At 36.8% G+C, this 23,837-nt stretch carries 24 protein-coding genes and 1 other RNA gene; 21 read left to right on the forward strand and 4 right to left on the reverse strand.

Translation table 11 applies throughout. From position 1 onward, the window contains the following. The first annotated feature begins 136 nt into the window (after window positions 1–136). Window positions 137–3,103 (forward strand): Tn3 family transposase, encoded by a 2,967-nt coding sequence (locus PQ479_RS02110; protein ID WP_047989239.1) that lies wholly within the window; start codon window positions 137–139, stop codon window positions 3,101–3,103. 193 nt (window positions 3,104–3,296) lie between these two features. Here the strand turns inward: PQ479_RS02110 and PQ479_RS02115 are convergent, their stop codons facing one another. Continuing rightward, a complete protein-coding gene (locus tag PQ479_RS02115) occupies window positions 3,297–3,656 on the reverse strand; it encodes a VOC family protein (protein WP_047989238.1) in 360 nt (119 codons plus the stop codon). 353 nt (window positions 3,657–4,009) lie between these two features. Here PQ479_RS02115 and PQ479_RS02120 point away from each other — a divergent pair, with 353 nt between their 5' ends. The 18 genes from PQ479_RS02120 to PQ479_RS02205 all read left to right on the forward strand — a co-directional run bounded on the left by PQ479_RS02120 (window position 4,010) and on the right by PQ479_RS02205 (window position 19,570). Beyond that, a complete protein-coding gene (locus PQ479_RS02120; protein WP_047989237.1) occupies window positions 4,010–6,277 on the forward strand; it encodes a DEAD/DEAH box helicase in 2,268 nt (755 codons plus the stop codon). Window positions 6,278–6,292: 15 nt separating this feature from the next. Beyond that, on the forward strand, window positions 6,293–7,540 hold the full coding sequence (locus PQ479_RS02125; RefSeq protein ID WP_047989236.1) for a ribonuclease H-like domain-containing protein: 1,248 nt from the start codon (window positions 6,293–6,295) through the stop codon (window positions 7,538–7,540). Window positions 7,541–7,794: 254 nt separating this feature from the next. Continuing rightward, window positions 7,795–8,217, forward strand: a complete 423-nt coding sequence (locus tag PQ479_RS02130; RefSeq protein ID WP_047989235.1) for a spore coat protein — start codon at window positions 7,795–7,797, stop codon at window positions 8,215–8,217. 340 nt (window positions 8,218–8,557) lie between these two features. Continuing rightward, entirely contained in the window at window positions 8,558–9,106 is a 549-nt protein-coding gene (locus PQ479_RS02135; RefSeq protein WP_047989606.1) for an SLOG family protein, read from the forward strand. Between the two features lie 139 nt (window positions 9,107–9,245). After that, entirely contained in the window at window positions 9,246–9,560 is a 315-nt protein-coding gene (gpsB, locus tag PQ479_RS02140; protein ID WP_047989234.1) for a cell division regulator GpsB, read from the forward strand. Window positions 9,561–9,626: 66 nt separating this feature from the next. Then, window positions 9,627–10,025, forward strand: a complete 399-nt coding sequence (locus PQ479_RS02145; RefSeq protein WP_047989233.1) for a reverse transcriptase-like protein — start codon at window positions 9,627–9,629, stop codon at window positions 10,023–10,025. Between the two features lie 50 nt (window positions 10,026–10,075). Then, window positions 10,076–10,457: RNase P RNA component class B (gene rnpB, locus PQ479_RS02150), an RNA gene on the forward strand. Between the two features lie 253 nt (window positions 10,458–10,710). After that, entirely contained in the window at window positions 10,711–11,697 is a 987-nt protein-coding gene (locus tag PQ479_RS02155; protein WP_047989232.1) for an ABC transporter substrate-binding protein, read from the forward strand. A 70-nt stretch (window positions 11,698–11,767) separates the two neighbouring features. Then, window positions 11,768–12,745: an ABC transporter permease gene (locus PQ479_RS02160; RefSeq protein ID WP_047989231.1), complete on the forward strand. Its 978-nt coding sequence runs from the start codon at window positions 11,768–11,770 to the stop codon at window positions 12,743–12,745. Then, the gene (locus PQ479_RS02165) at window positions 12,738–13,532 is read left to right on the forward strand and encodes an ABC transporter ATP-binding protein (RefSeq protein WP_047989230.1); all 795 of its coding nucleotides are present in this window, start codon (window positions 12,738–12,740) and stop codon (window positions 13,530–13,532) included. The genes PQ479_RS02160 and PQ479_RS02165 overlap by 8 nt, the downstream gene beginning before the upstream one ends. A gap of 375 nt (window positions 13,533–13,907) precedes the next feature. Further along, a complete protein-coding gene (locus PQ479_RS02170; protein WP_273716736.1) occupies window positions 13,908–14,396 on the forward strand; it encodes a hypothetical protein in 489 nt (162 codons plus the stop codon). Between the two features lie 104 nt (window positions 14,397–14,500). Beyond that, complete coding sequence (locus PQ479_RS02175) at window positions 14,501–15,019, forward strand: hypothetical protein (RefSeq protein WP_047989228.1); 519 nt, start codon at window positions 14,501–14,503, stop codon at window positions 15,017–15,019. Between the two features lie 198 nt (window positions 15,020–15,217). Then, window positions 15,218–15,622, forward strand: coding sequence for a hypothetical protein (locus PQ479_RS02180; RefSeq protein WP_047989227.1), 405 nt, complete (start codon window positions 15,218–15,220; stop codon window positions 15,620–15,622). A 154-nt stretch (window positions 15,623–15,776) separates the two neighbouring features. Further along, window positions 15,777–16,919, forward strand: coding sequence for a THUMP domain-containing class I SAM-dependent RNA methyltransferase (locus PQ479_RS02185; RefSeq protein WP_047989226.1), 1,143 nt, complete (start codon window positions 15,777–15,779; stop codon window positions 16,917–16,919). A gap of 84 nt (window positions 16,920–17,003) precedes the next feature. Beyond that, window positions 17,004–17,843: a YhfM domain-containing protein gene (locus tag PQ479_RS02190; protein ID WP_047989225.1), complete on the forward strand. Its 840-nt coding sequence runs from the start codon at window positions 17,004–17,006 to the stop codon at window positions 17,841–17,843. 208 nt (window positions 17,844–18,051) lie between these two features. After that, window positions 18,052–18,345 (forward strand): hypothetical protein, encoded by a 294-nt coding sequence (locus tag PQ479_RS02195; RefSeq protein ID WP_053070425.1) that lies wholly within the window; start codon window positions 18,052–18,054, stop codon window positions 18,343–18,345. A gap of 105 nt (window positions 18,346–18,450) precedes the next feature. Further along, window positions 18,451–18,696 (forward strand): hypothetical protein, encoded by a 246-nt coding sequence (locus PQ479_RS02200; protein ID WP_047989224.1) that lies wholly within the window; start codon window positions 18,451–18,453, stop codon window positions 18,694–18,696. Window positions 18,697–19,051: 355 nt separating this feature from the next. Next, window positions 19,052–19,570: a CueP family metal-binding protein gene (locus PQ479_RS02205; RefSeq protein ID WP_047989223.1), complete on the forward strand. Its 519-nt coding sequence runs from the start codon at window positions 19,052–19,054 to the stop codon at window positions 19,568–19,570. A 27-nt stretch (window positions 19,571–19,597) separates the two neighbouring features. Here PQ479_RS02205 and PQ479_RS02210 read toward each other — a convergent pair whose 3' ends face one another. Continuing rightward, window positions 19,598–19,924 (reverse strand): HesB/YadR/YfhF family protein, encoded by a 327-nt coding sequence (locus PQ479_RS02210; RefSeq protein ID WP_047989222.1) that lies wholly within the window; start codon window positions 19,922–19,924, stop codon window positions 19,598–19,600. Between the two features lie 139 nt (window positions 19,925–20,063). Here PQ479_RS02210 and PQ479_RS02215 point away from each other — a divergent pair, with 139 nt between their 5' ends. Together PQ479_RS02215 and PQ479_RS02220 are read left to right on the forward strand one after the other, a co-directional pair. After that, window positions 20,064–21,581: a carboxypeptidase M32 gene (locus tag PQ479_RS02215; RefSeq protein WP_047989604.1), complete on the forward strand. Its 1,518-nt coding sequence runs from the start codon at window positions 20,064–20,066 to the stop codon at window positions 21,579–21,581. Window positions 21,582–21,736: 155 nt separating this feature from the next. Continuing rightward, window positions 21,737–22,114: a hypothetical protein gene (locus PQ479_RS02220; protein WP_047989221.1), complete on the forward strand. Its 378-nt coding sequence runs from the start codon at window positions 21,737–21,739 to the stop codon at window positions 22,112–22,114. A 61-nt stretch (window positions 22,115–22,175) separates the two neighbouring features. Here PQ479_RS02220 and spoIIP read toward each other — a convergent pair whose 3' ends face one another. Further along, the gene (spoIIP, locus tag PQ479_RS02225; protein WP_053070424.1) at window positions 22,176–23,030 is read right to left on the reverse strand and encodes a stage II sporulation protein P; all 855 of its coding nucleotides are present in this window, start codon (window positions 23,028–23,030) and stop codon (window positions 22,176–22,178) included. After that, window positions 23,027–23,560, reverse strand: coding sequence for an RNA polymerase sigma factor (locus PQ479_RS02230; RefSeq protein WP_053070423.1), 534 nt, complete (start codon window positions 23,558–23,560; stop codon window positions 23,027–23,029). Before PQ479_RS02230 ends, spoIIP begins: the two co-directional genes overlap by 4 nt. Window positions 23,561–23,837 lie beyond the last annotated feature (277 nt).

The raw sequence follows: 23,837 nt of genomic DNA on the forward strand, positions 1-23,837 counted from the left end.
CGTTTTTGAGACAAGTCTTATGAGACACTCTTAACTATGATTTTATCAGTCTACTATACTTGTATCAATAGAGTACACTCTATTGATATATAATTGAGCTAATAAATTGAAAAATACAGAAATGGGCTGATACTGAATGAAAATTGCTAGAGGTAGAGAATTGCTTACACCGGAACAGAGACAGGCTTTTATGCAAATTCCTGAAGATGAATGGATATTGGGGACCTACTTCACCTTTTCCAAACGTGATTTAGAAATCATTAATAAGAGAAGGAGGGAAGAAAACCGTTTAGGGTTTTCCGTTCAATTAGCTATTCTTCGGTATCCCGGTTGGCCATACACTCATATTAAAAGCATCCCAGATTCGGTTATACAATATATATCGAAACAAATCAGTGCTAGTCCATCCTCGCTTAGCTATTATCCTCAAAGGGAAAATACACTTTGGGATCATTTGAAAGAAATTCGAAGTGAATACGACTTTGTAACTTTTACCTTGAGTGAATATCGAATGACATTTAAGCACCTTCATCAATTAGCTTTGGGAAATGGTGATGCCATTCATCTACTGCATGAATGCATAGATTTTCTAAGAAAAAACAAAATCATACTGCCTGCTATCACTACACTTGAAAGAATAGTGTGGGAGGCGAGAGAAATGGCTGAAAAGAAGCTGTTTAATACAGTTAGTCAATCTCTAACAAGTGAGCAAAAAGAAAAGCTTGAAGAAATCATTACTTCGCAACATTCATCCGATTCCAATAAAACGATATTGGGTTGGTTAAAGGAACCACCGGGTCATCCTTCATCCGAAACATTTCTAAAAGTAATAGAACGACTCGAATACATACGAGGTATGGAATTAGAAACGGTACAAATTAATCATTTGCATCGCAATCGCTTGTTACAGCTATCTCGCTTAGGTTCAAGATATGAGCCTTATGCGTTCCGTGACTTTCAAGAAAATAAACGATACTCGATTTTAACCGTCTATTTATTACACCTTACTCAGGATTTAACGGATAAAGCCTTTGAAATTCATGACAGACAAATACTCAGTCTGTTATCAAAAGGCCGTAAGGCTCAAGAAGAAATTCAGAAACAAAACGGGAAAAAGCTGAATGAGAAGGTTATACACTATACGAACATCGGACAAGCTTTAATCAAAGCAAAACGGGAAAAACTAGACGTTTTTGAGGTTTTAGAATCGGTTATTGAATGGAATTCTTTTGTTTCTTCAGTGGAAGAAGCTCAAGAGCTTGCACGTCCTGCCGACTATGACTATTTAGACTTACTGCAAAAACGATTTTATTCTCTTAGAAAATATACGCCAACCCTATTAAGGGTATTGGAATTTCATTCCACAAAGGCGAATGAGCCACTTTTACAAGCTGTAGAGATTATACGAGGAATGAACGAATCTGGGAAGCGAAAAGTACCTGATAACTCACCTTTGGATTTTATTTCAAAACGGTGGAAAAAGCATTTATACGAGGATGATGGTACAACAATCAATCGGCATTACTATGAAATGGCTGTTTTAACAGAACTTCGGGAGCATATTCGGGCTGGTGATGTTTCTATTGTGGGCAGTAGACAATATAGAGATTTTGAGGAATATTTGTTTTCCGAAGATACATGGAATCAAACGAAGGAGAATACAAGATTATCGGTTAGTTTATCATTCAAGGATTATATTACAGAGAGAACTAGCAGCCTTAATGGGAGGTTACATTGGTTAGCTGGTAATTCCAACAAGTTAGATGGAGTTTCTCTTGAAAAAGGAAAGCTGTCGATTTCACGATTAGAAAAAGATGTTCCACAAGAAGCAAAGAAATTTAGTGCAAGCCTGTATCAGATGCTACCAAGAATAAAATTAACCGATTTACTTATGGATGTTGCCCATATAACAGGATTTCATGAGCAATTTACACATGCTTCTAACAAACGAAAACCAGATAAAGAAGAAACAATCATTATTATGGCTGCTCTTTTAGGAATGGGAATGAATATTGGCTTGAGCAAAATGGCTGAAGCAACACCCGGGCTTACATATAAGCAACTAGCCAATGTGTCTCAATGGCGCATGTATGAAGACGCAATGAATAAAGCCCAAGCTGTATTAGTAAATTTTCATCACAAGCTACAATTGTCTTCTTTTTGGGGAGACGGCACAACATCCTCGTCAGATGGTATGAGAATGCAGCTAGGAGTTTCATCACTACATGCAGATGCAAATCCACATTATGGAACGGGGAAAGGAGCCACCATCTACCGTTTTACTAGTGATCAATTTTCTTCTTACTACACAAAGATCATTCATACTAATTCAAGGGATGCGATTCATGTTTTGGATGGTTTGTTGCACCATGAGACGGATTTAAACATAGAAGAGCATTATACAGATACAGCCGGTTACACAGACCAAATTTTCGGATTGACTCATTTATTAGGATTTAAATTTGCTCCAAGAATAAGAGATTTATCAGATTCAAAATTATTTACAATAGATAAAGCAAGCGAATATCCAAAATTAGAAGCCATTTTACGTGGACAAATAAATACAAAGGTCATTAAAGAAAATTATGAAGATGTTTTGCGATTAGCTCATTCTATAAGGGAAGGAACAGTTTCAGCATCCCTTATTATGGGGAAACTAGGTTCCTATTCAAGACAAAACAGCTTAGCTACCGCCTTACGTGAGATGGGCCGAATAGAAAAAACGATCTTTATTTTGAATTATATATCGGATGAATCATTAAGAAGAAAAATACAACGAGGATTGAATAAAGGAGAAGCCATGAATGGATTGGCAAGGGCTATCTTCTTTGGAAAACAAGGTGAGCTTAGGGAACGAACCATACAGCATCAATTGCAAAGGGCCAGTGCCTTAAATATAATCATTAATGCCATCAGTATCTGGAATACTTTACATCTGACAAAGGCAGTTGAATATCAAAAACGGTCAGGTAGTTTTAATGAAGAATTATTGCACCATATGTCACCTCTAGGTTGGGAACATATTAATTTACTTGGAGAATACCATTTTAATTCGGAGAAAATGGTCTCGTTAGATTCTTTAAGACCCTTGAAACTTTCTTAACGTTGTTAAAACTGGGGGAATAGTCGGGAAAATGGGCTTAGCGTTGTAAATCCGCATTTTCCTGACGGTACCCCATATATAGGATTTCCCCCATAATTCTGGGATTGGATAAACAATATTGCCACTCCATTTTCCTATCACACTATAACCAACTAACACAAACGAACTCTTTTTATTTTTTGAAATTACATACTTATTTACCTACTAAAACAAATACATTTTCGTCAGGTGCTTGCATGACAGCTACATATCCACCTAAAGAGTTCGGGAAAGGAGTACGAATCCACTGGACTTCAGAGTTAGATTTTAATACTTCGTATGTTTCTCGAACGTCTTCAACAACAATCTCAGTTTCAGAAAAGTTCAAATTAGGGTTATTCTTTAATACTAACTCTGAATTATCATTAGGAAATTTCATCCCAATTAGTGTCCATTGTTTTTCTTCATCTTGAGAAGTTTCCCAAGATTTGATTAATCCTAATGATTGATAAAATCTTACCGACTTTTCCATATCCTCAGTAAAAATTGCAACACATTCTATTCTTTTCCACATAATCTATTCTCCCCTTTAAAGATCAGAACTTATGTTCCTTTTTATAATAACAAAATTTAGTCAAATAGACATGGAAATCATTCAAATAATTTTATTTATGCGAAAAATTCAAACCCATTTCAAAAAAAGATAGTTAGACACTGCACAACAGCCACCCCACTAGACGTGTTGCATGATTTTCAGTAGCGGTGCTCAGAGCTCCACACATAAGTATGAGTCTTAACTTTCACCTATATAAAACACAACAACACTAGAAAAACAAACAAACATTCGCTACAATGAGTGTGAATCAAAAAAACAAACGACTACAATATATAAATTTAGTTATTCATAATAAACAAGTAGGTGAATCAATGTTTAAAAAAGAGCTTCGAGAGCTAATCAATGAATTACAAACTGAGGAAACGTTCAAAGAGCAAATTGTCCATTGGCATGAACTTGAAGGTGTCGAAGCAAAAACCAAACCATTTCCAGCCTTCATCCATGATCATATTCAAAAGGCACTCAGAACAAGAGGAATTCATGAATTATATACGCACCAACATTCCGCTATTGAATATGCACAAAAGCAAGAAAACTTTGTAGCGGTAACACCAACTGCATCTGGTAAAACACTTTGTTACAATTTACCCGTACTGCAACAAGTTTTAAAAGACCCTAATAGTAGAGCGTTATATTTATTTCCTACCAAAGCTTTAGCTCAAGATCAAAAAAGTGAGCTTAATGAATTAATTGAAGAAATAGGAGGAGAGGTAAAGTGTTTTACGTACGACGGAGATACTGCACCAACGATTAGACAAGCTGTTCGTAAAGCAGGACATGTCGTCATGACCAATCCAGACATGCTTCATTCAGCGATTTTACCTCATCATACGAAATGGGTTTCATTTTTTGAAAACTTGAAGTATGTCATTATTGATGAGCTTCATACATATCGGGGGGTGTTCGGGAGTCATGTAGCCAATGTAATCAGACGCCTAAAACGAATTGCCGCTTATTACGGGAGCTCACCTGTTTTTATCATGACATCAGCAACGATTGCTAATCCAAAGGAACTTGGAGAAACATTAATAGGTGAACCAGTTCGACTCGTTGATAATAACGGTGCTCCACGAGGGAAAAAGCACTTTCTGTTTTATAATCCACCGATTGTTAATCAAGCGTTAAATATTCGTAAAAGCTCAACCTTTGAAGTACACGCACTTGCAGAACACTTCTTAAAAAATCGAGTTCAAACCATTATTTTTGCACGATCACGCGTTCGTGTTGAAGTGATTTTAAGTCATTTACAAAATCTAACAAGGAAAGAGTTAGGGTCAAAATCAATAAGAGGTTATCGTGGTGGTTATTTACCGAAACAACGTCGTGAAATTGAACAAGGGTTAAGAAAAGGAGAAATTCTTGGAGTTGTTAGTACCAATGCCTTGGAATTAGGTGTCGACATCGGCCAACTACAAGTTTGTATTATGAATGGATACCCAGGTTCGATAGCAAGTGCTTGGCAGCAAGCTGGTCGGGCTGGTAGAAGGCATACCGAGTCTGTGATTATCATGGTTGCCAATTCAACACCGCTTGACCAATATGTGATGAATCATCCCCATTACTTTTTTGAACGTTCGCCTGAATCGGCACGCTTAAACCCAGATAATTTAATTATTCTTGTCGATCATATTAAATGTGCAGCCTATGAGCTTCCATTTAAGAAAGGTGAAACATTCGACGGTGTGGATGTTGAGGAGGTCCTAGAATTTTTAACGGATGAACAAATCCTTCATCATAAATTAGATAAATGGTATTGGATGACCGATGCATTTCCTGCACATGGTATTAGTTTGCGTTCGGCTTCCCAGGAAAATGTGATTATTATCGATCAATCGGACCAGGGCCAAGAAATCGTTATTGGTGAGATGGATCGGTTTAGTGCGATGACACTTCTTCATGATGAAGCCATTTATTTACATCAAGGAATTCAGTACCAAGTTGAGCTTTTAGATTGGGAAGAGAAGAAGGCTTTTGTCCGTCAAGTTGCGGTTGAATATTTTACCGATGCTAATTTAGCTGTACAACTAAAAGTATTAGAAGAGGATGAATCGAAGGCATCCACTCATACAACCATATCTTTTGGTGATGTGATGGTAAATGCCAAAGCTACTATATTTAAAAAGATAAAACTATCAACCTTTGAAAATATTGGTTCGGGGCCGATTCATTTACCAGAGGAAGAGCTTCATACGAGTGCGATGTGGTTAAGTTTCTCGAAAGAATTACTACAAGATTATAAAGAAGAGGTATTAGAGGAAGGTTTACTTGGTTTGTCACAAGTTATCAGGCATGTGGCTCCAGTTTTTGTGATGTGCGATCAATCTGATTTACATGTCGTACCACAAATAAAAGCCGATCATTCCGAGCAACCGACGATTTTTGTTTATGATCGTTATCCAGGTGGAATTGGGTTAGCGAAACAAGTTTATAAAAACATTGATCTCATTGTTGAGCAGGTTAGAGCACTCATTAAACAATGTCCATGTGACAGCGGTTGCCCGGCTTGTGTAGGTTCGTCTACAAACCAAGCTCATGCCAAGACCATCGTTTTATCATTACTTAAAGCGATTCATGTTTAAGGGAGGGGGGTTCAAATGAAAAGTAAGCTTCAACGAATGCGGTCTCACATGTCTCTACCAACGACTACGGCTCCTTCTCCTGAAAAAGAAAGCCAGACAGATACATCAGAACATGATCACTTATTTGAAAAATGGTCAGAACTAGGAGCACAACCATACTGGTTCGAAGATCAATTTATATTTGTTATTGAAAAAAGCTACCCCATTGAATCACAGCATGGCTTATACAGCTTTTCTGAGCTTCTAAAAGTAAATAAGCAATGGCAGAATTTTGATGTGATGCATCCTTTATCTAGCCGACAAATCCTTTTAGAGAATCTATTGTTTTTTGATACAGAAACGACAGGCTTAAGCAGTGGAGCCGGGCATTCTATATTTTTATTAGGATATAGCCAGGTGATTGGCGACGAAGTGAAGGTCAAGCAATATATTTTACCAGGTCCAGAAGCAGAGGTTGCGTTTTATCATTATTTTCTTCAAGATTTAGGTCACGATAAAAAGCTCGTTACGTATAATGGAAAGGCTTTTGATTGGCCAAAAGTAAAAACAAGGCACACATTTGTCAGAAATGAAGTACCGCGTTTACCAAAGGTCGGTCATTTTGATTTATTGCATGCAGCAAGACGATTATGGAAAGATATTTTGCCATCATGTAAGCTTTCGGTAGTTGAACAAGAAGTCCTTCAATTTAACCGAGTATCAGATACTCCTGGTTATTTAGCGCCTATGCTTTACTTTGATTATTTAAATGAACAAGAGCCTGAGCTTTTAAGTGGAATCATTCAACATCATGAATGGGATGTTTTAAGTTTAATTACACTCTATACCCATATTAGCCATTTAATCCTGAATGGTCCATCATTAGCGAGTGCCGAAGAGAACTATCAGATTGCCCGATGGTTCATTTATACGAATCAATTAGAAATCGCAAAAAGCAAGTTAAACCGAGTGTTACAACAAGCTGATAATCAGAAAGTAATGGCTGATACCATCTACGAACTTGCCTATCTAAACAAAAAAGAGAAGAAATTTGATGAAGCTTTAATTGGTTTTCTAAAATTAGCTAAGCATCCAAAGTACGCTGTAGAAAGTATGGAGGAAGCTGCAAAAATATACGAAAGAGTTAAAAAGAATAAGGCGGAAGCATTGCGATTAACAGCATTAGCGATTGACCATTTGCTTTTAAGCAACGAAAAAAACAACAAATCTGAAAAACAGATGACGAGCTTGTTAAAAAGGAAAGAGAGGTTGTCCCAAAAATAATGAAAATCTCCATTCATTATTTCCCGAGCAAGCGCAAGATTTTCTCAATGTCAACAAAAAACTACATGACTGTAAGTGGTTTGTTGTCTAACTCTGTCAAATAGACTGGTGTTATGTCATTTATTTGAAGAGAAAATTTCGTTCATGGGAAGAAAATTGAATTATTACGATAAATAGACGAAACAACTAGTACCATTAGCTGACTTTAATCATAGTTTATTATTGACTCAAACAAAAAAGGAGGAAATAAAACGATGATGAATCATTGTCATAAGCCCGTTCACTGTCACAAACCAGCTAATGTATGTCACAAGCCAACAACAACTCAAGTAATGCCTGCGGTGGTACACCCTACTCAGCATAATATTGTAGAAAAAACGTGTGAATATATCGTTCCAGAGGTACATCCAACACACACGACAAATGTTACTAATCATGTATACAAACATGTACACAGCTTCCCGAATACAATATCTAACGAACAAACGATCTCAAACCAACAATTTATGTCCAATGTACCCGTGGCAGGTGCAATGTCTCAACCACCTCGTCCACCAATGATGGGTGGTCAAATGATGAATCCTGGGTTCGCTCCTCAAGCTCAAATGCCAATGTGGGGTAACCAAGGCGGATATGGTCATGGTCACGGTCACAGCGGTTGTGGTTGTAAACGTTAGTTATAACACAATTCAGAAGAAGTGAACCATGAGGCTCACTTCTTTTTTATGACTGTTTTCGTTTTTCTCTTCAAAACTCATTTAAGCCTTTGATAAAAAGCTCATCTTGTTGATTTTCGAAGAACGGCTATCATTAATAGAAACACCCTTGTAAGTAGACACAATTATTTTACGAAGGCACTATTTTCGTACCATTTGATATTCCAACAGTTTTAAGAGAAAATAAAAAAATGATTTACATCAAAAGAGGTGTTAGTTAGTCGTGAACAGTATGAAGAATCAGAAGTAGGCCTACCTATTTTTAAACACCTCTTGATAAAATCGAAAGGAGTGTTCATTGATACATACATTAGCAGTGACAGGTTATAAATCATTTGAACTTGGGATTTTTGATCGGAAACATATAGGTATCACTTATATTCGTCAAGCCTTTAAACAAAGGCTCATACCGCTAATTGAAGACGGATTAGAATGGGTCATCATTAGTGGGCAACTAGGTGTGGAATTATGGGTGGCAGAAGAAGTTATTGCCTTAAAAGAAATATACCCTCAGCTTAAGCTCAGCGTCCTTACTCCTTTCTTAGAACAGGAAAAAACATGGAATGAAAAAAACCAAGAATATTATCGTGAAATTATTGGAAAAGCTGATTTTGTTAAAAGTATTACCAATCGGCCTTATGAAAACCCGTTACAATTAAAGCAAAAAAATCAATTCATCATTGAAAAAGTAGATGGATTACTCGTATTGTTTGATGAAGAAAAAGAAGGATCGCCACAATTTTATTTACATGTTGCACAACAGGAGCAAACAAAAAGGAACTTCTATCTTGAAATTATTACGCCCTATGATTTAAACGTTATTGTGGAAGAAGCTCAATATGATCAGTAGAAACCTCTTTTTTTATAAAAAATATATCGAATAGCGTCAAAAATATAGGATTTTGGCTAGAAAAAGCGAAATCAATTTGACAATCGGATTAACTTTTGGAAAAATATAAAGTACGAATGCAATTATAGGGGTGAATGACTTGAGCAATAATGAAATCCGCTTTACGGCAAATGAAATTTTAAATAAAGACTTTAAATCAAGCATGCGTGGTTACAATCAAGATGAGGTTGACAAGTTTTTAGATGCGATTATTCAAGACTATGAAACTTTTCAAACAACGATTGAGCGTCTAGAAAAAGAAAATGCTCAATTAAAAATGCAGGTTAAATCTGCAAGTGAACGACCAACAAGACATCAACCAACACCATCTGTTGGAAGTACGAATTACGATATTTTACAAAGATTATCTAACTTAGAAAAAGAAGTGTTTGGTAAGAAATTATACGAATCGTAATGGATTAGAAAAAGAGATCATTGATCTCTTTTTCTTTCGTTTTATTGAACCAAAGGGGATGAAAGTTTGATAGATGTTTATATAGATGGTGCGAGTGCCGGCAATCCAGGTTATTCAGGGGCAGGAGTATGGATAAAGATTGGAAACGGAAAAACCGTAGAATTATCCATTCCTCTTCCAGAGATGTCTAATCATGAGGCAGAATATGAAGCCTTACTATATGCCTTAACTTATTGTCTAGAACACGACTTTAAAGAAGTGTCCTTTCGTACAGATTCACAACTTATCGATCAAGCATTGGAGAAGCAATTTGTAAAGAATAAGAAATATCAGCCTTACTTAAAAAGGGCATTAGCCTTAATCGAGCAATTTGATTTATTTTTTATGCTTTGGATTCCAAGTCAGAAAAATAAGCAAGCCGATCGATTAGCGAGGAAAGCGATACTTGAGCAAAAAGGTTATTGATTTTATATAAATACCTATGTATAATAAACAAGGTCGTATATGAGTTATAAATGTTTAGGTAATCGCTGCATGTTTTCATGTAGAGGAAAGTCCATGCTCGCACAAGCTGAGATGCTTGTAGTGTTCGTGCCTAGCGAATTCATAAGCTAGGGTAGTTCAGGTTTCCTGAGCTAACGGCAGGATAAATTCCTAAGTCTTCGGATATGGAATGAAGTCCTTGAAAGTGCCACAGTGACGTAGTCTGGATGGAAACATTCAGAGTGGAACGCGGTAAACCCCTCGAGCGAGAAACCCAAAATATGGTAGGGGCATTTTCTTTTTTGGAAATGAACGAAAAAGAAAAACGAGGTAACTCGTAGATAGATGATTACTGCCTGAGTACGAGGTTCATCACCGTTTGCAGTACAAAGGAACAGAACATGGCTTATCAAACATTTATAAGATGGATTTATCGACATGAGAACTCCTTGTAGAAGGGGTTTTTTATTTTTTTTCTCTCAAAATAAAGGAGAAATCATTTTGAAATCGAATTCATTTATTATCTGAATTTTTATACTAATCTAATATATTTTCGCAACAAAACGCTTTAAAGTAATAAAATTTTTTATTTACTTTCTTGAATCATTGTTTTAAGATAATACTTAATGTTAAAACTATTAGAAAATTAAAACAAAGGGGTAGGAAAATGAAGCATTTATGGAAAAAGTGGTCAGTTGTAGCAATTCTCGGTGTAGCGTTAACAGCATGCGGGACTTCTAACACAGGTGGTGGTGACGGTGGAGAAACGTATTCGGTAGGGGCGACTCAAATTGTCGAACATCCTTCCTTAGACGCCGCTTACGAAGGTTTTAAACAAGCATTAGAGGATGCCGGGCTTCAAGTTGTATACGATTTTAATTCCGCACAAAATGATCAAAGTAATAATGCCACAATTGCTAGTAATCTCGTTTCCAAAGATGTCGATTTAATTTTTGCTAATTCCACACCAAGTGCCCAAAGTGCCTTGCAAGCTACGAAAGACATTCCTATTGTATTTACGTCAGTAACAGATCCGGTTGCTGGTGAGCTTGTTACTTCTATGGATGAGCCTGGTGATAATATAACAGGCGTGGTCGATTTACATCCAGACTCTATTAAATTTACAGTTGATTTTATGGAACAATACTTCCCTAATTCAACAGTTGGTTTGGTTTATAATGCTGGCGAGGCCAACTCGGTTGCTCAAATAGAGCTAGTCGAGCAAGCGATGGAAGGCACGAGCCTCACTATGGTTACACGCTCGGTCGCTACTTCGGCAGAGGTTCAACAAGCCACTGCTTCGTTAGTTGGTGAAGTAGACGCCTTTTATATTGTGACAGACAATACGGCGGTCTCAGCATTAGAGGCAATCGTACAAATTGCCAATAATGAGCAGATCCCATTATTCGTAGGGGAACCAGATTCATTAGCAAAAGGTGGTTTTGCAACATTTGGTATTGATTATTTCTCCATCGGTTACCGTTCTGGTGAAATGGCTGTAGAAGTACTGCAAGGCGAAAAAACAACTGCGGATATTCCTGTTGAGTATCCCCAAGATATGCAACTAATCATTAATAAAGATGCAGCAGAAGCTCAAGGCGTCGAATGGAATGATGCTTGGGATGATGAAGCGGAATTATTAGAGACGGAATAAGTCACAGAGACCGACCTGTTGCATCGTGACAAGTCGGTTTTTTTATTACTTCATACTAGGAGGAACATTTATGGCATTTGCTTTATTTAGCGCCTTTGAAACAGGAATTATTTATGCCATCATGGCACTTGGTGTGTACCTAACATTCCGTATGCTTGATTTTCCTGATCTTACCGTTGACGGAAGTTTTGTTACAGGAGCTGCGGTAGCTGTCGTATCCATTACAGCTGGGGTTCCGGCGATACTAGCTAGCTTTTATGCATTAATCGCTGGTTTTATCGCGGGCATGTGTACTGGATTATTACATACAAAAGGAAAAATAAATGCCTTATTGTCAGGCATTTTAATGATGATCGCTTTGTATTCGATTAATTTACGAATTATGGGCAGGCCCAATTTAGGTGTTCCTGTTGGGGAATCATTTTTTGACCAAGTAAGGACGTTTACAGCGACTTACGGCATTGATTCCTTTTTCAACTCGATATTTAGCTTTCTTGGCCTTGATAGAAGCTGGGGCATTATTTTAGTTATGATCCTTATTACCTTCTTCCTTAAGTTTTTATTAGATTTATTTTTAAAAACAGAAATTGGGATTGCTTTACGTGCAACAGGTGATAACAAAAAAATGATTCGTAGTTTATCTGCTAATACGGATTGGCTCATCATCTTAGGTCTTGGAATTTCGAATGCGTTGGTTGCCTTTTCTGGTGCTCTGATTGCCCAGCATGGTGGCTTTGCTGATGCTGGTATGGGTGTCGGTCTCATTATTATTGGATTAGCGTCCGTTATTATCGGTGAAGCCTTATTTGGCACTAAAACGATCTTTAGAGCGACTTTAGCGATTATTGGTGGAGCGATCGTTTACCGAATTGTCGTTACTTTCGCCTTACGTGTAGATTTCCTTGAAGCAGGTGATGTTCGCTTAATTACCGCTCTTATTGTCATCGCTGCATTAATTACACCTAAGATTATCCAAAAGCAACGTAATAAGAAACGACTGAAGCAGAAAAGACTACAACAAAGTAAGGAGGTCAGCCACCATGCTTAAGATTGAGCAGCTTTCTGTAACCTTTAACGAAGGGACTCCTGATGAAAAAAAGGCGTTACAATCAATTAACCACTCTTTAAATGCGGGCGAATTTGTGACAGTCATTGGCAGTAATGGGGCAGGGAAATCGACATTAATGAATATGATTTCCGGTGCCTTAACACCTGATGTAGGTGATGTCACCATCGACGGTAAAAATGTCACCTTTGTTCCAGAATATAAACGTTCACAGTTAATAGGACGGGTCTTTCAGGATCCGATGGCAGGTACGGCTCCTTCCATGACGATTGAAGAGAACTTAGCCTTAGCTTATTCACGTAACAAAAAGAGAACGTTTAAGTTTGGGGTTAACAAAAAAAGAAAAGAGCTATTTCAGCAAAAGTTGGAAACATTAAACATCGGCTTAGAAAATCGCCTCAATGCGAAGGTCGGTCTACTCTCTGGTGGTGAGCGTCAAGCCTTATCCTTATTAATGGCTACTTTTACTGAGCCAAAAATCCTGCTCCTCGATGAACATACCGCGGCACTTGACCCAGCCCGTGCGGAGCTTATTACTCATTTAACGAAGAAAATAGTCGAGCAATACCAGTTGACAACATTAATGGTTACTCATAATATGCAGCAAGCTCTAGACCTTGGTAATCGCCTCATCATGATGGATAAAGGTCAGATTATATTAGATGTAAATGCTGAGGAAAAAAAGGAACTAACGATCGAAAAGCTATTAGAGGAGTTCCAGAGAATTCGCGGTGAGAAATTAGTGAGCGACCGAGCGGTGTTAGCTTAAAATGATTCAATTTGATAAACAAGGTTAGCGATTCAATCAACCATTAGGATTAAAAGCCAAATCTTCTTTTAGAGAGGTTGGCTTTTTTCTATGTTAGGTTCGTGCTAATTTTTATATGAAAGTTAGTGCTGATGCTCTAATGCGGAGCTTTGCTCACCGCTCCCGAAAAATCATGCTCCGCTGGGTACTGCTCACTCTCAAGGTCATAATCATACTTACAACAAAGATTAAAATGAATAAGCACAAAACAACAAAGTGAAAGCCAACAGTTAAAAGCTAAACCATACTTTCATCTTTGTTGTTTACGATGTGAATGGGGTTTCGCATGGGCGTTTTATATGTAGGAAAAACAATACAAATTGAGAGGCAAATAATATGAATAGAAAACGAATAGACCCAACTTGGAAAAGGGTGGAATTCTCGCAAATGCCAGATCCTGAACATTCGGGTAAGGGGATAGGAGTTATCATCATCGACACGTTAAAATCAGATGAAATTATCAAATATTTAGGTGATAAACTACTCTATATTACTGTAAATGACGATTTTACGATTGAATTTACGTATCCCGCTTATGAGCAAGCTGAAGAGATCGATGATTATGAAAATGAACACGGTTTGTTAACACTACTAAGTTTGTCACATCAACCCATCGAAGTTAATGGTCGAATTCATACAGGCATATCTCCTGCAGCTACTTTTCTCGTATTAAATCATGGGGCTTTTCGAGAAGGGGAACAGGAACGGTTGAAAATGGGAATTGATTGGCTCTTAGAGAGAAAAGAGCGTTTCAATTACTTATTATGGAGGAGCAAGTGGATCAGCGACTTTACTTACAGGTATAAGCACTTATTTATTTTCTAGATTTCCTTATTTAAGCCCGGATATGCTTAAATTATGCTCTAAAAGAAAACGGTAAGAAATTTGAAGACTTTCAGATTCCTGCATCAAGAGTTCATGTTTTAACGGTGTTAACCGCTTTAAAAGCGGGTTACAATTTCGATACGAAGACAACGAAATCCCAGAGCATTACGATTAAGAATCCTCCTTATTCCATAAAATCAACTCGTGAAGTAGAAAGAGCTTTAGCTTTATCAGCACTAATAGATCAAGCTTTATGTAGTAGAATTTACTTATGGCAACTTACTGTAGTTACATCCGAACTCGTAAGAAAAACGGCCGTTTCAGAATTATTTAAACCAATCTCAAAAGAAGAAAGGGACATATTCTGGATTCGAACCTTTGGTGAGGTAGATGATGGCGTTAGAGGCCTTTATCTATATGGACTGCTTCAAGAAGCAACTGAAGCTGAATTGGCCTTTTGGGTATCTCTTGCCGATGATCTCAATTGGTCAGTAAGGTGGTGCCTATACCATTACTTAGAAAAGCATCCTCCATCACTAAAGTATAATTTGACAAAGGATCCCGACTTAATTATGAACGCTGCCTATAAACTCAAGGATTTATATGTAGAAAAAAAGAAATGATGATTATAAAAGAAACGCAAACAGTTGGACGATTGAATCCTATGATATGAATCAATTACAAGAAGCTCCGTCGATTCAAGTAACACTCTATGAAGGTGTATACTTGTAAAATAGAAATAAAAAGCGAACTGCTCTCATACGTATAAGGGAGAGGCTTGTTAGTAGCCTGTAACCTTTTATTAGAAAAGAGGGAGCGGTATGTTCAAGGAAAAAAATATGATACTACTATTATTAATTGCATGGGGTGCCTTTTTCGTATATGGATTCGCATTGCTCAGTCATTTAATCACAGGGCAATTCCTATTTGAAAATGGACTTTTATCGATAGGTTATCTCCTTTTTTCAATGATTATTTTTATACCGGGCTTATTTTATATTGGTATTGGAAGAGAATTTCTCTTTAGAATACTAACTGGGTCTGTACTGAGTATTACTTTCATTTATGTTCCCGTTCATTTAACGCTACTTCATAATTATCATGGTGATGTTCTCTCCAATAAACAAGCTGTAGTTGTCACGTTATTATTATTAGGCATTCATATTGTCTTTTTAGTGATTGCTCATTTTCAACTTGGGCATCGATTTACGAGAAAAATTGTATAAAGAGTGATTAGGCCCTATGGGCTTTTTTTATTTTTTGTAACTATGTTTTCACTGAAAACGTTATACAAGTGCTCCGGTATACGAATGGTTGTATGTACGTTCAATAACGCTTATAATAAGGCGAGACTAAAAGTTCGGATTGAAGGAGCGTTTTATGAAGAAAGTGACATTAATTGCAACAGCAACAATGGGATTAGAAGCCTTAGTTGCTAGAGAAGTGAAAAGTTTAGGTTATGAAGATGTTCAAGTTGAGAATGGAAAGGTGCTATTTACAGCTGATGTTTCAGCGATCGCCCGTGCCAATCTGTGGATTCGTACGGCTGACCGAATCAAAGTAAAAGTCGGAGAATTTAAAGCTTTTACCTTTGATGAGCTCTTTGAAAAAACAAAAGCCATTACATGGTCTGATTATATACCGGTGGATGCTGAATTTCCTGTAATTGGTCGTTCCGTTAAATCCAAGTTATTTAGTGTGTCTGATTGTCAAGCGATTGTCAAAAAAGCCGTCGTTGATAGCATGAAAAAGACATATAAAACAACGTGGTTTCAGGAAACAGGGGCTTTATATCGGATTGAGGTAGCTCTTCATAAAGATGTAGCTACACTTACATTAGATGCAAGTGGTATTGGCTTACATAAGAGAGGATATCGCTCTTTGCATAACCAAGCTCCATTAAAAGAAACGATGGCAGCAGCTATGGTGATGTTAACAACATGGAATTCATCTCGTCCTTTTGTTGACCCATTTTGTGGTTCTGGCACCATTCCAATTGAAGCCGCGATGATTGGCCAAAATATTGCACCAGGATTTAATCGTGATTTCGCTGCTGAAAATTGGAGCTGGATCGATAAAAGTATTTGGAATCAAGCTAGGGAAGAAGTAGAGGACTTAGCAAAATATGATGAACCCATTGACATTACAGGTACAGATATCGATCACCGTAGTGTTGAATTAGCAGCCAATAATGCGATTGAAGCTGGATTTGGTGACCTAATTAAGTTTAAACAAATGCAAGTAAAGGATTTTAGTCATAGAAGTGACTATGGGGTGATTGTCGGAAATCCACCTTATGGGGAGCGTCTCGGTGAGAAAGAGCAGGTCGAGCACATGTATCGTGAAATGGGTGAGCAATTCGCTAAATTCGATACATGGTCCGTATATATGTTAACTTCCAATGAGGATTTTGAACAACTTTACGGCAAAAAGGCTTCTAAAAAGAGAAAACTTTATAACGGTAATATCAAAACAGATTTCTATCAATTCTTCGGTCCAAGACCACCAAAAGTAAGTGAATAGAACCTAGAGAAACCTCTCACTTTCATGAGAGGTTTTATTTTATTATAACCATAATTATATTATGTAAACTAAGGGGTGTATACGATGTGGAAACAACTTTATTGGTTATTATTAATTTCATTTTTAATCTCTTGTAATCAAGCAGGAAGTTTACCAAATTCAGCGAATTGGGAGTTAGAAGGGTATATATTGAGTGTTAATGAAGACAGCGTGATGCTGAGTGATTTCAAAAATGGTTTAGTGTCGGTAAGTCAATTTGATGAACATGTAGAAGTAGGCGATCGTGTTGCAGTGAAGATCGACGCCCTAATGGAATCATACCCTTACCAAGCTTTTTCTAAAGGTGTAAAAATTATTGAACCAAAACGACTAACAGATGCGACTATTTCAGAACAGGAAGCTGTTCAAATTGCCTATGAATATGCTCTTTCATTAGGAGTTGAAAATAGGGATATGGTTGACTACATTACAATTCGGAAGGAAGCAAGTTATCACGAAGACAAACAACGTTGGCAAGTAAGTCTTGATACACATGAGACAGGAGAATTTGTGGTTAAAGTTGATGCGATCGATGGCAATGCCTTCGTGGATGAAGAGGAAATTGCAACTCAAGTTTCAATTAAAAACGTAACCAACACAGGTAGTAATCTCTACAAAGACCAGTTACAAGACGCTGCATCAGTTTCAGATTTAAAAGTAATGATCGATTCTGCGGAAAGATTAGATGGGATCATTAATTATAGTCCTGAACTACTTATTAAAATGAAAAAGCCAAATGGAGAGAGCAACACATACCACTTAAATATAGGGGAATCTGGGGACGAAGGGTTGGTCGTTGATTTAGCTAATGACGATAGCGCCTATATACTAGACGAACAAGCGACGAATGCCTTAAGAGAGCTTCTTATCAAAAATGAAGACTAGGGTGCAGAATCAATAAAAAAAGTTCTACTACTTTTTCTGTTCATTGTATTCTTATCATGTTCAGAAATAGAAACGCAAAAGGCAACGATAAGCTGGGAATTACAATCAGAACTAGAATCCTAAGGTCCGAGTTCGTCTAACCATTGAAACAGGCTCAGAAACGATTCGGAAACACTCTATTCAGGAACGTATCAAGGCATTACAGCATTTGAAGGAGGCCGGCATTCCTACTCAGGTTGCAATAGCTCCTGTTTTACCTAGTGGAGAGCAATTTGCTAAACAATTAAAACCACTTGTTTCTCGAGTTTGCCTTGATGACTATTTTATAGGGGATGGTAGTGGAGGTAAGCGGACGAAGCGGCTAGGTATAGAAAATAAATACAGCGAGCTTCAATTAAAAGATTGGTATGATACCGATGCTATCGAGCGAGTTTATGATAGATTTATTCAGATATTTACTAAAGAGCAAGTATTCATTAGTCAAGCAGGATTCGAACCTTAAGAAACAATAATTATATTATGTAAACTTTTTAGGTATAATCTCCTTTCCAATAGCATATGCTAGTATAACAATTGATTTTCAAAGATTAATGGAGGAGACCTAAGAATGAAGACAAGATTTTCTTATGAACAAACGAATGAGGACTTAGTAAAAGTACAATTTGCTATTCAAGCGGCCAAAGAAAAGCTCCAAGAGGGCCATTCATACTTGGATGATAGACAGAGATACACGCTCGATGGTGCCTTAACTTATGCTAATGAGCAATTTATGAAAGCAGCTAGATTCCAAAATACGACCAATGGATTATTAATAGAGGCTTCTTCTGAGCTCTTACTTCGATTAAAGGAGTAAGAGCTTTTTTGTATGGAAGTTACTTAGGGATGATAGTTTGTGCCTTGAAGTTATCTGGTCATCCATCTGGCGATTATGACCTTAACAGGATACTGCTCCCTTTTTGGTCGTGCGGACTCCTGATGGTGATGGAGTTGTATGAAGGGCCAACTGTTTAAGCTGTCGCCACTACTTTTATCTTTGTTGGTGGCGTGCTGAGTATTTTTTCAGTAGCGATCGAGCCACTCACTTTGTTTGCACTGCCTTACAACATAATATACCTATGTGAAAAGTAAATGACAGTTTCATGACGTATGAATTTACATATACACTGTATGGTATACTAAAGGCAAAAAGAGAGGGAAGTGTCTTACCTATGAAGTTAAGAACGTTCGTTTGCTTTATTTTATTACTAAGCGTTTTAGTAGCTTGTGGAAACAATACGAGCACAAGTGATCGTGAGATAGATATTAAACAAGTTGTACAATCCTATAGCTTAAAAACAGCAGAAGCCGAGTCAGCTTCTATTACTTCAGATTTATTGATTATCTCGGAGTTAGATGATAGTGAAACTACTTATGATATTACAAACGAAGACTTTTTCATATCGATCGCCCCTTACGTGAATGAAACGCATCCATGTAGAAACCATAGTTTAACTGGGTGTCAAGGTGAACTTGTGGAGGAATCTTTTCAACTCAAAATAGAAAATATGGATGGTGAATTGGTTGTCGATGAGACGATGGAATCCATGAAGAATGGCTTTATCGACTTATGGCTTCCTAGAAACGAGACATTCAAAGTAACGATAACCCATGACGGTAAAAGTGCTGAAGAAGTCATTACAACGAACCAAGATGACCCAACTTGTATTACGACCATGCAACTTCTCTAAGTCTCAAAAAAGCAAGCAAGACACGATTTAATTCGCGTCTTGCTTGCTTTTCTCTTCTGGATGATCAATATTTTCAAAGCTAGGACTTTGAATTTGTAAAAAACCTAAATCCTCATCATAATGAATCTCCATGCCATTTAAGTACCAAAAGTCGTCCTCTTCAACAAAAAAGATAACACCGTCTTGTTTGATGATATAGGCTCTTTCAGTAGGTGAATCGAACATGACTCCTATCGAAAATCCGCCTGATCCTACACCACCAATACGAACAAAAAATCGCAGACAATCTCCTTTTTGTAAATCCATTTCTTTTATATATAAACGAGCAGCTGCTTCTGTAATTGTAAGTTTCATTTTCTCTCCTCCTACTCTAAGATTCATTGTAACATGCTTTAACTTTCTTGAAAAAAATTATATGAAGATAGAGGATATTCAGTTCGAGTGTCGAAATAAATGAAGGTGGGATAAATTATGTTTGAAAGGAACGATACATATGGAAACAACACAAACAAAAACAGAAATTGAATTTTTGCAGTTTTTAAAGCGAATGAATAATTACCGTCAGGCCGTTGCATTATTAGGGTGGGATTCTCGTACAGGTGCCCCTAAAAAGGGTATGATTCAACGTGCCGAGGTCATTGGAACCTTATCTTCGGAGCTATTTCAGATGTCTACCTCAGACGAATTAAAAGCCTATTTAGAGTCACTACAATCTCCAGAAGTACTAGAAGGCTTATCTGAAATTACTCAAAAAAGCTTAGATAAAATGCAGAAAAATTACGATAAGAATATGAAAATTCCTGCGGAAGAATATAAGGAGTTTATAATTTTACGTTCTAAGTCAGAAAATGCATGGGAAGAGGCGAAGGAAAAAGGGGATTTCTCTTTATTCCAGCCTTATTTAGAAAAAACGGTAGAATTCCAACGTAAATTTGTTCAATACCGTGGCTTTGAAGGGCATCCATATAATACATTATTAGATGATTATGAGCCTGGTGTTTTTGTTGATACTCTTGACCAAGTATTTGGCGAGTTAAAGGAAAAGTTAATTCCATTAGTAAAAGGTGTGACAGAATCCGCTCATAAGCCAAAAACCGATTTCCTTTTTGAGCATTTTCCAAAAGCAAATCAACGTGAATTAAGTATTGAAATTTTAAAAGTCTTAGGTTATGACTTTGAGGCAGGACGTATCGATGAGACTGTTCATCCATTTGCAATGGGCTTAAACCCTGGAGATGTTCGCGTCACAACGAAATATAATGAAAATGATTTCCGAGTTTCTTTATACGGTACGATCCATGAAGCGGGGCATGCTATTTATGAGCAAAATATTTCCGAGGACTTAATTGGAACTCCATTATGTGGAGGAACTTCCATGGGGATTCATGAATCACAGTCTCTATTTACAGAAAAATTCATCGGTCAAAACGAAAAATTTATGGAAAGAAACTATCCATTAATTAAAAAGCACTCAAACGGTCAATTTGATGATGTGTCAAATGAAGATTTTTATTTTGCAGTTAATGAAGCAAAGCCATCGTTAATTCGCATTGAAGCGGATGAACTAACGTATTGCTTACACATCATTTTACGTTATGAGCTTGAAAAAGCGCTAATTGCAGGAGAATTAGAAGTTCGTGACTTACCGGAAGCATGGAATAACAAAATGGAAGAATATTTAGGTATCAGACCATCTCATGATGGAGAGGGTGTATTACAAGATGTCCACTGGTCCATGGGTTCTTTCGGTTATTTTCCTTCCTATGCATTAGGTTACATTTATGCCGCTCAGATGAAAGAAGTCATCGTGAAGGATATTCCACACTATGATGATTTATTATTAAATGGTAACCATACCGAAATTCGTGAATGGTTAACTGATAAGGTGCATAAATATGGCGGATTGAAAAAGCCAGAAGAGATTATTAAAGATATTACAGGCGGAGGAATTGATCCACAGCCATTAGTTAACTATTTAACGGAAAAATACACGAGACTATATCAACTATAATATGATTATGCTCACTTAAAAAACATCACTCCCGTAGTGGTGTTTTTTTATGAAAAATGATAAATGTGGGGAGGACAATGAATTCACATATAGAACTTTTACATATTAGAATAAAAGAACTGCTATCCAAATGGGGAACAAGGAGGCTAGAAGCTATGTTAAAATCAATTTTAATCACTTTTCTAATGATAGGATTATTAATTGGTTGTCGTCATGATTCAAGTAATATAGTCGTGACAACAACTGGTCAAATCATTGCCAATGAGCAGCTTGCGGAAAACACTGATGCTGATTTTATATTTTATAATGATATTGTCTTTGTTTTTTCACGCACAGAATCTATAGAGACACCTAAAGACCTTGAAGAAATAGCAAAAATAGAATCTGACTATCATTTTGAGAATCACATAGATACCGTTTCTGCAACTAAACTTCCACCAGGTACAAAAATCTTCAAATCAGACACCCTAGATATTTTATTCGTAGAGCAAGATGAAGAATATCTCATATATGAGGGTATTCCAGAAGGATGAAAAGAAAGGGGAGGAGCCCCTTTCTTTTCGAAGGCTCTTACTATGAAACGTTGACTAGTCACTATTGTTCCTTAAGGTACTCAGCAACAATGGGTGCAAATAGATCGATTGTATAGTTGGCTTCCTCTATCGTATTCTCATCCCCACCAACCTCAAGTAAAATCGCTTGACCATGTAAGTCTTGGTTATAATGTTTTACATGACCTTGAAAACTCTTTTTACTTATGACACCCCTAGAAAGTCCAGGATAAATGGTTTCAATACGGTCATGTAACTCTTTTGCAAATCTTAAGTTTGATTGAGCATCGTCATGTGAATCTTCAATGATAAACATTAACCTGGCAGCTTCTTTTCCTTCAATACTCGTTGTCGTTGCTATACGCTCAGCTGAATCACGATGTAAATCAATCACAACATCAATATGTTTATTCGAAGTCACAAGTTCTTTAAGAATCGGCCTCATTACTTCATAAGCATATGAAAAGTCTACGTTTTGCTGCTCAGTTATTTGTAGTGCATTCGTTTTTTCATGAATAGTAGAAATGGATAAGTCGTTTAATTGCTCAGATAAGTAATTGGCCACTAAGGAAATATTCCTTGTGTTATGTTCGGTTTTCTCACCTTCATGACTATGGATATAGGCTTCAGTAAAATGAGTCGTATAAATGAGAACTCTTTCATTACTGGTTGCTGAATTCGCTTGATTATGATTTATAAAAGAAATACTAAGTAAAAAAATGATTAGGATTGAGCCAAGTGATGCAAGGGCAGGCACATATAGTGTCGTTTTTTTACGTTGTTTAAGTTGCGTAGATAAAGTTCGATCTAATGATCTGATGAATTCAGCTCGTGGTGTAATTTCTTCATATTCTTGATCTAATAATTTTTTGATTATCTTATCATCCGAATCGTTCATTTGCTCCACACCTCCAGTTCTGTTTTTAAAAGTAACTGTTCTTTCAATTTCTGGATAGCTCGATGGTAAGTAACCTTCACTTTTGTTTCAGACCAATTCATAATTTCTGCCGTTTCCCTAACAGAAAATTGATGGATAACTCTTAGAATTACAACCATACGATACGTCTTTTTTAATTTCATTAGTTCTTTTTGTATGGATTCAAATTCTTCCTTTTTTTCTATCTCTTCTTCGATTCTCGTTGACTTTTGCTGTGAAAAATAAAGTAGCACATGTTGTAACTGTCTTTTTCTTGATGCTTTTCTTACATGGTCAATGGCCACATTTTTAGCGATACTAAATAGCCACGTTTTAATTTGCGATTTCTTTTTAAATTGTTTATAAGAGCGGACTGCTCGAACAAACACTTCTTGGGTCAAATCCTCGGCTTCATCTTGTGTATGAGTAAATGAAATAATAAAACGGTAAACGTCTAAGTAATGCTCCCGATAAATAGAAAGTAACTGTTCTTCTGTATTTGATGCATCCACATATCCGCCTCCTTTGTCCATTTACCTATTAGTCGTATTAACCGAAAAAACGTTACACATAATTCCCTAGATTCTCACCACTATTAACAAATTCCTGCAACAATTAACGAAAAAGTGTAATTGTCTTTTTAGCAGATGTTTGAACAGGACTCTGTCAGTTGAATCACTTATAAAAGGGAAGGGAGAAATAAAACACTTGTTATACTCTACAGGGGTATGGTAAATTAATAAAGTACAGCTAACAACAAATTTAAGTGATAGCAAGCTTACATAGGAG

Origin of the sequence: Alkalihalobacillus pseudalcaliphilus (assembly GCF_028610675.1) — a bacterium.
GTDB classification, from domain to species: Bacteria; Bacillota; Bacilli; order Bacillales; family Bacillaceae_D; genus Alkalihalobacillus; species Alkalihalobacillus pseudalcaliphilus.

Coding starts and splice junctions, on each gene's coding strand:
- PQ479_RS02155 (WP_047989232.1), top strand. CDS start 10,711: ATGAAGCATTTATGGAAAAAGTGGTCAGTTGTAGCAATTCTCGGTGTA.
- PQ479_RS02180 (WP_047989227.1), top strand. CDS start 15,218: ATGTTCAAGGAAAAAAATATGATACTACTATTATTAATTGCATGGGGT.
- PQ479_RS02205 (WP_047989223.1), top strand. CDS start 19,052: ATGAAGTTAAGAACGTTCGTTTGCTTTATTTTATTACTAAGCGTTTTA.
- PQ479_RS02200 (WP_047989224.1), top strand. CDS start 18,451: ATGAAGACAAGATTTTCTTATGAACAAACGAATGAGGACTTAGTAAAA.
- PQ479_RS02220 (WP_047989221.1), top strand. CDS start 21,737: ATGTTAAAATCAATTTTAATCACTTTTCTAATGATAGGATTATTAATT.
- spoIIP (WP_053070424.1), bottom strand. CDS start 23,030: ATGAACGATTCGGATGATAAGATAATCAAAAAATTATTAGATCAAGAA.
- PQ479_RS02120 (WP_047989237.1), top strand. CDS start 4,010: ATGTTTAAAAAAGAGCTTCGAGAGCTAATCAATGAATTACAAACTGAG.
- PQ479_RS02130 (WP_047989235.1), top strand. CDS start 7,795: ATGATGAATCATTGTCATAAGCCCGTTCACTGTCACAAACCAGCTAAT.
- PQ479_RS02110 (WP_047989239.1), top strand. CDS start 137: ATGAAAATTGCTAGAGGTAGAGAATTGCTTACACCGGAACAGAGACAG.
- PQ479_RS02165 (WP_047989230.1), top strand. CDS start 12,738: ATGCTTAAGATTGAGCAGCTTTCTGTAACCTTTAACGAAGGGACTCCT.
- PQ479_RS02210 (WP_047989222.1), bottom strand. CDS start 19,924: ATGAAACTTACAATTACAGAAGCAGCTGCTCGTTTATATATAAAAGAA.
- PQ479_RS02115 (WP_047989238.1), bottom strand. CDS start 3,656: ATGTGGAAAAGAATAGAATGTGTTGCAATTTTTACTGAGGATATGGAA.
- PQ479_RS02125 (WP_047989236.1), top strand. CDS start 6,293: ATGAAAAGTAAGCTTCAACGAATGCGGTCTCACATGTCTCTACCAACG.
- PQ479_RS02185 (WP_047989226.1), top strand. CDS start 15,777: ATGAAGAAAGTGACATTAATTGCAACAGCAACAATGGGATTAGAAGCC.
- PQ479_RS02190 (WP_047989225.1), top strand. CDS start 17,004: ATGTGGAAACAACTTTATTGGTTATTATTAATTTCATTTTTAATCTCT.
- PQ479_RS02170 (WP_273716736.1), top strand. CDS start 13,908: ATGAATAGAAAACGAATAGACCCAACTTGGAAAAGGGTGGAATTCTCG.
- PQ479_RS02215 (WP_047989604.1), top strand. CDS start 20,064: ATGGAAACAACACAAACAAAAACAGAAATTGAATTTTTGCAGTTTTTA.
- PQ479_RS02160 (WP_047989231.1), top strand. CDS start 11,768: ATGGCATTTGCTTTATTTAGCGCCTTTGAAACAGGAATTATTTATGCC.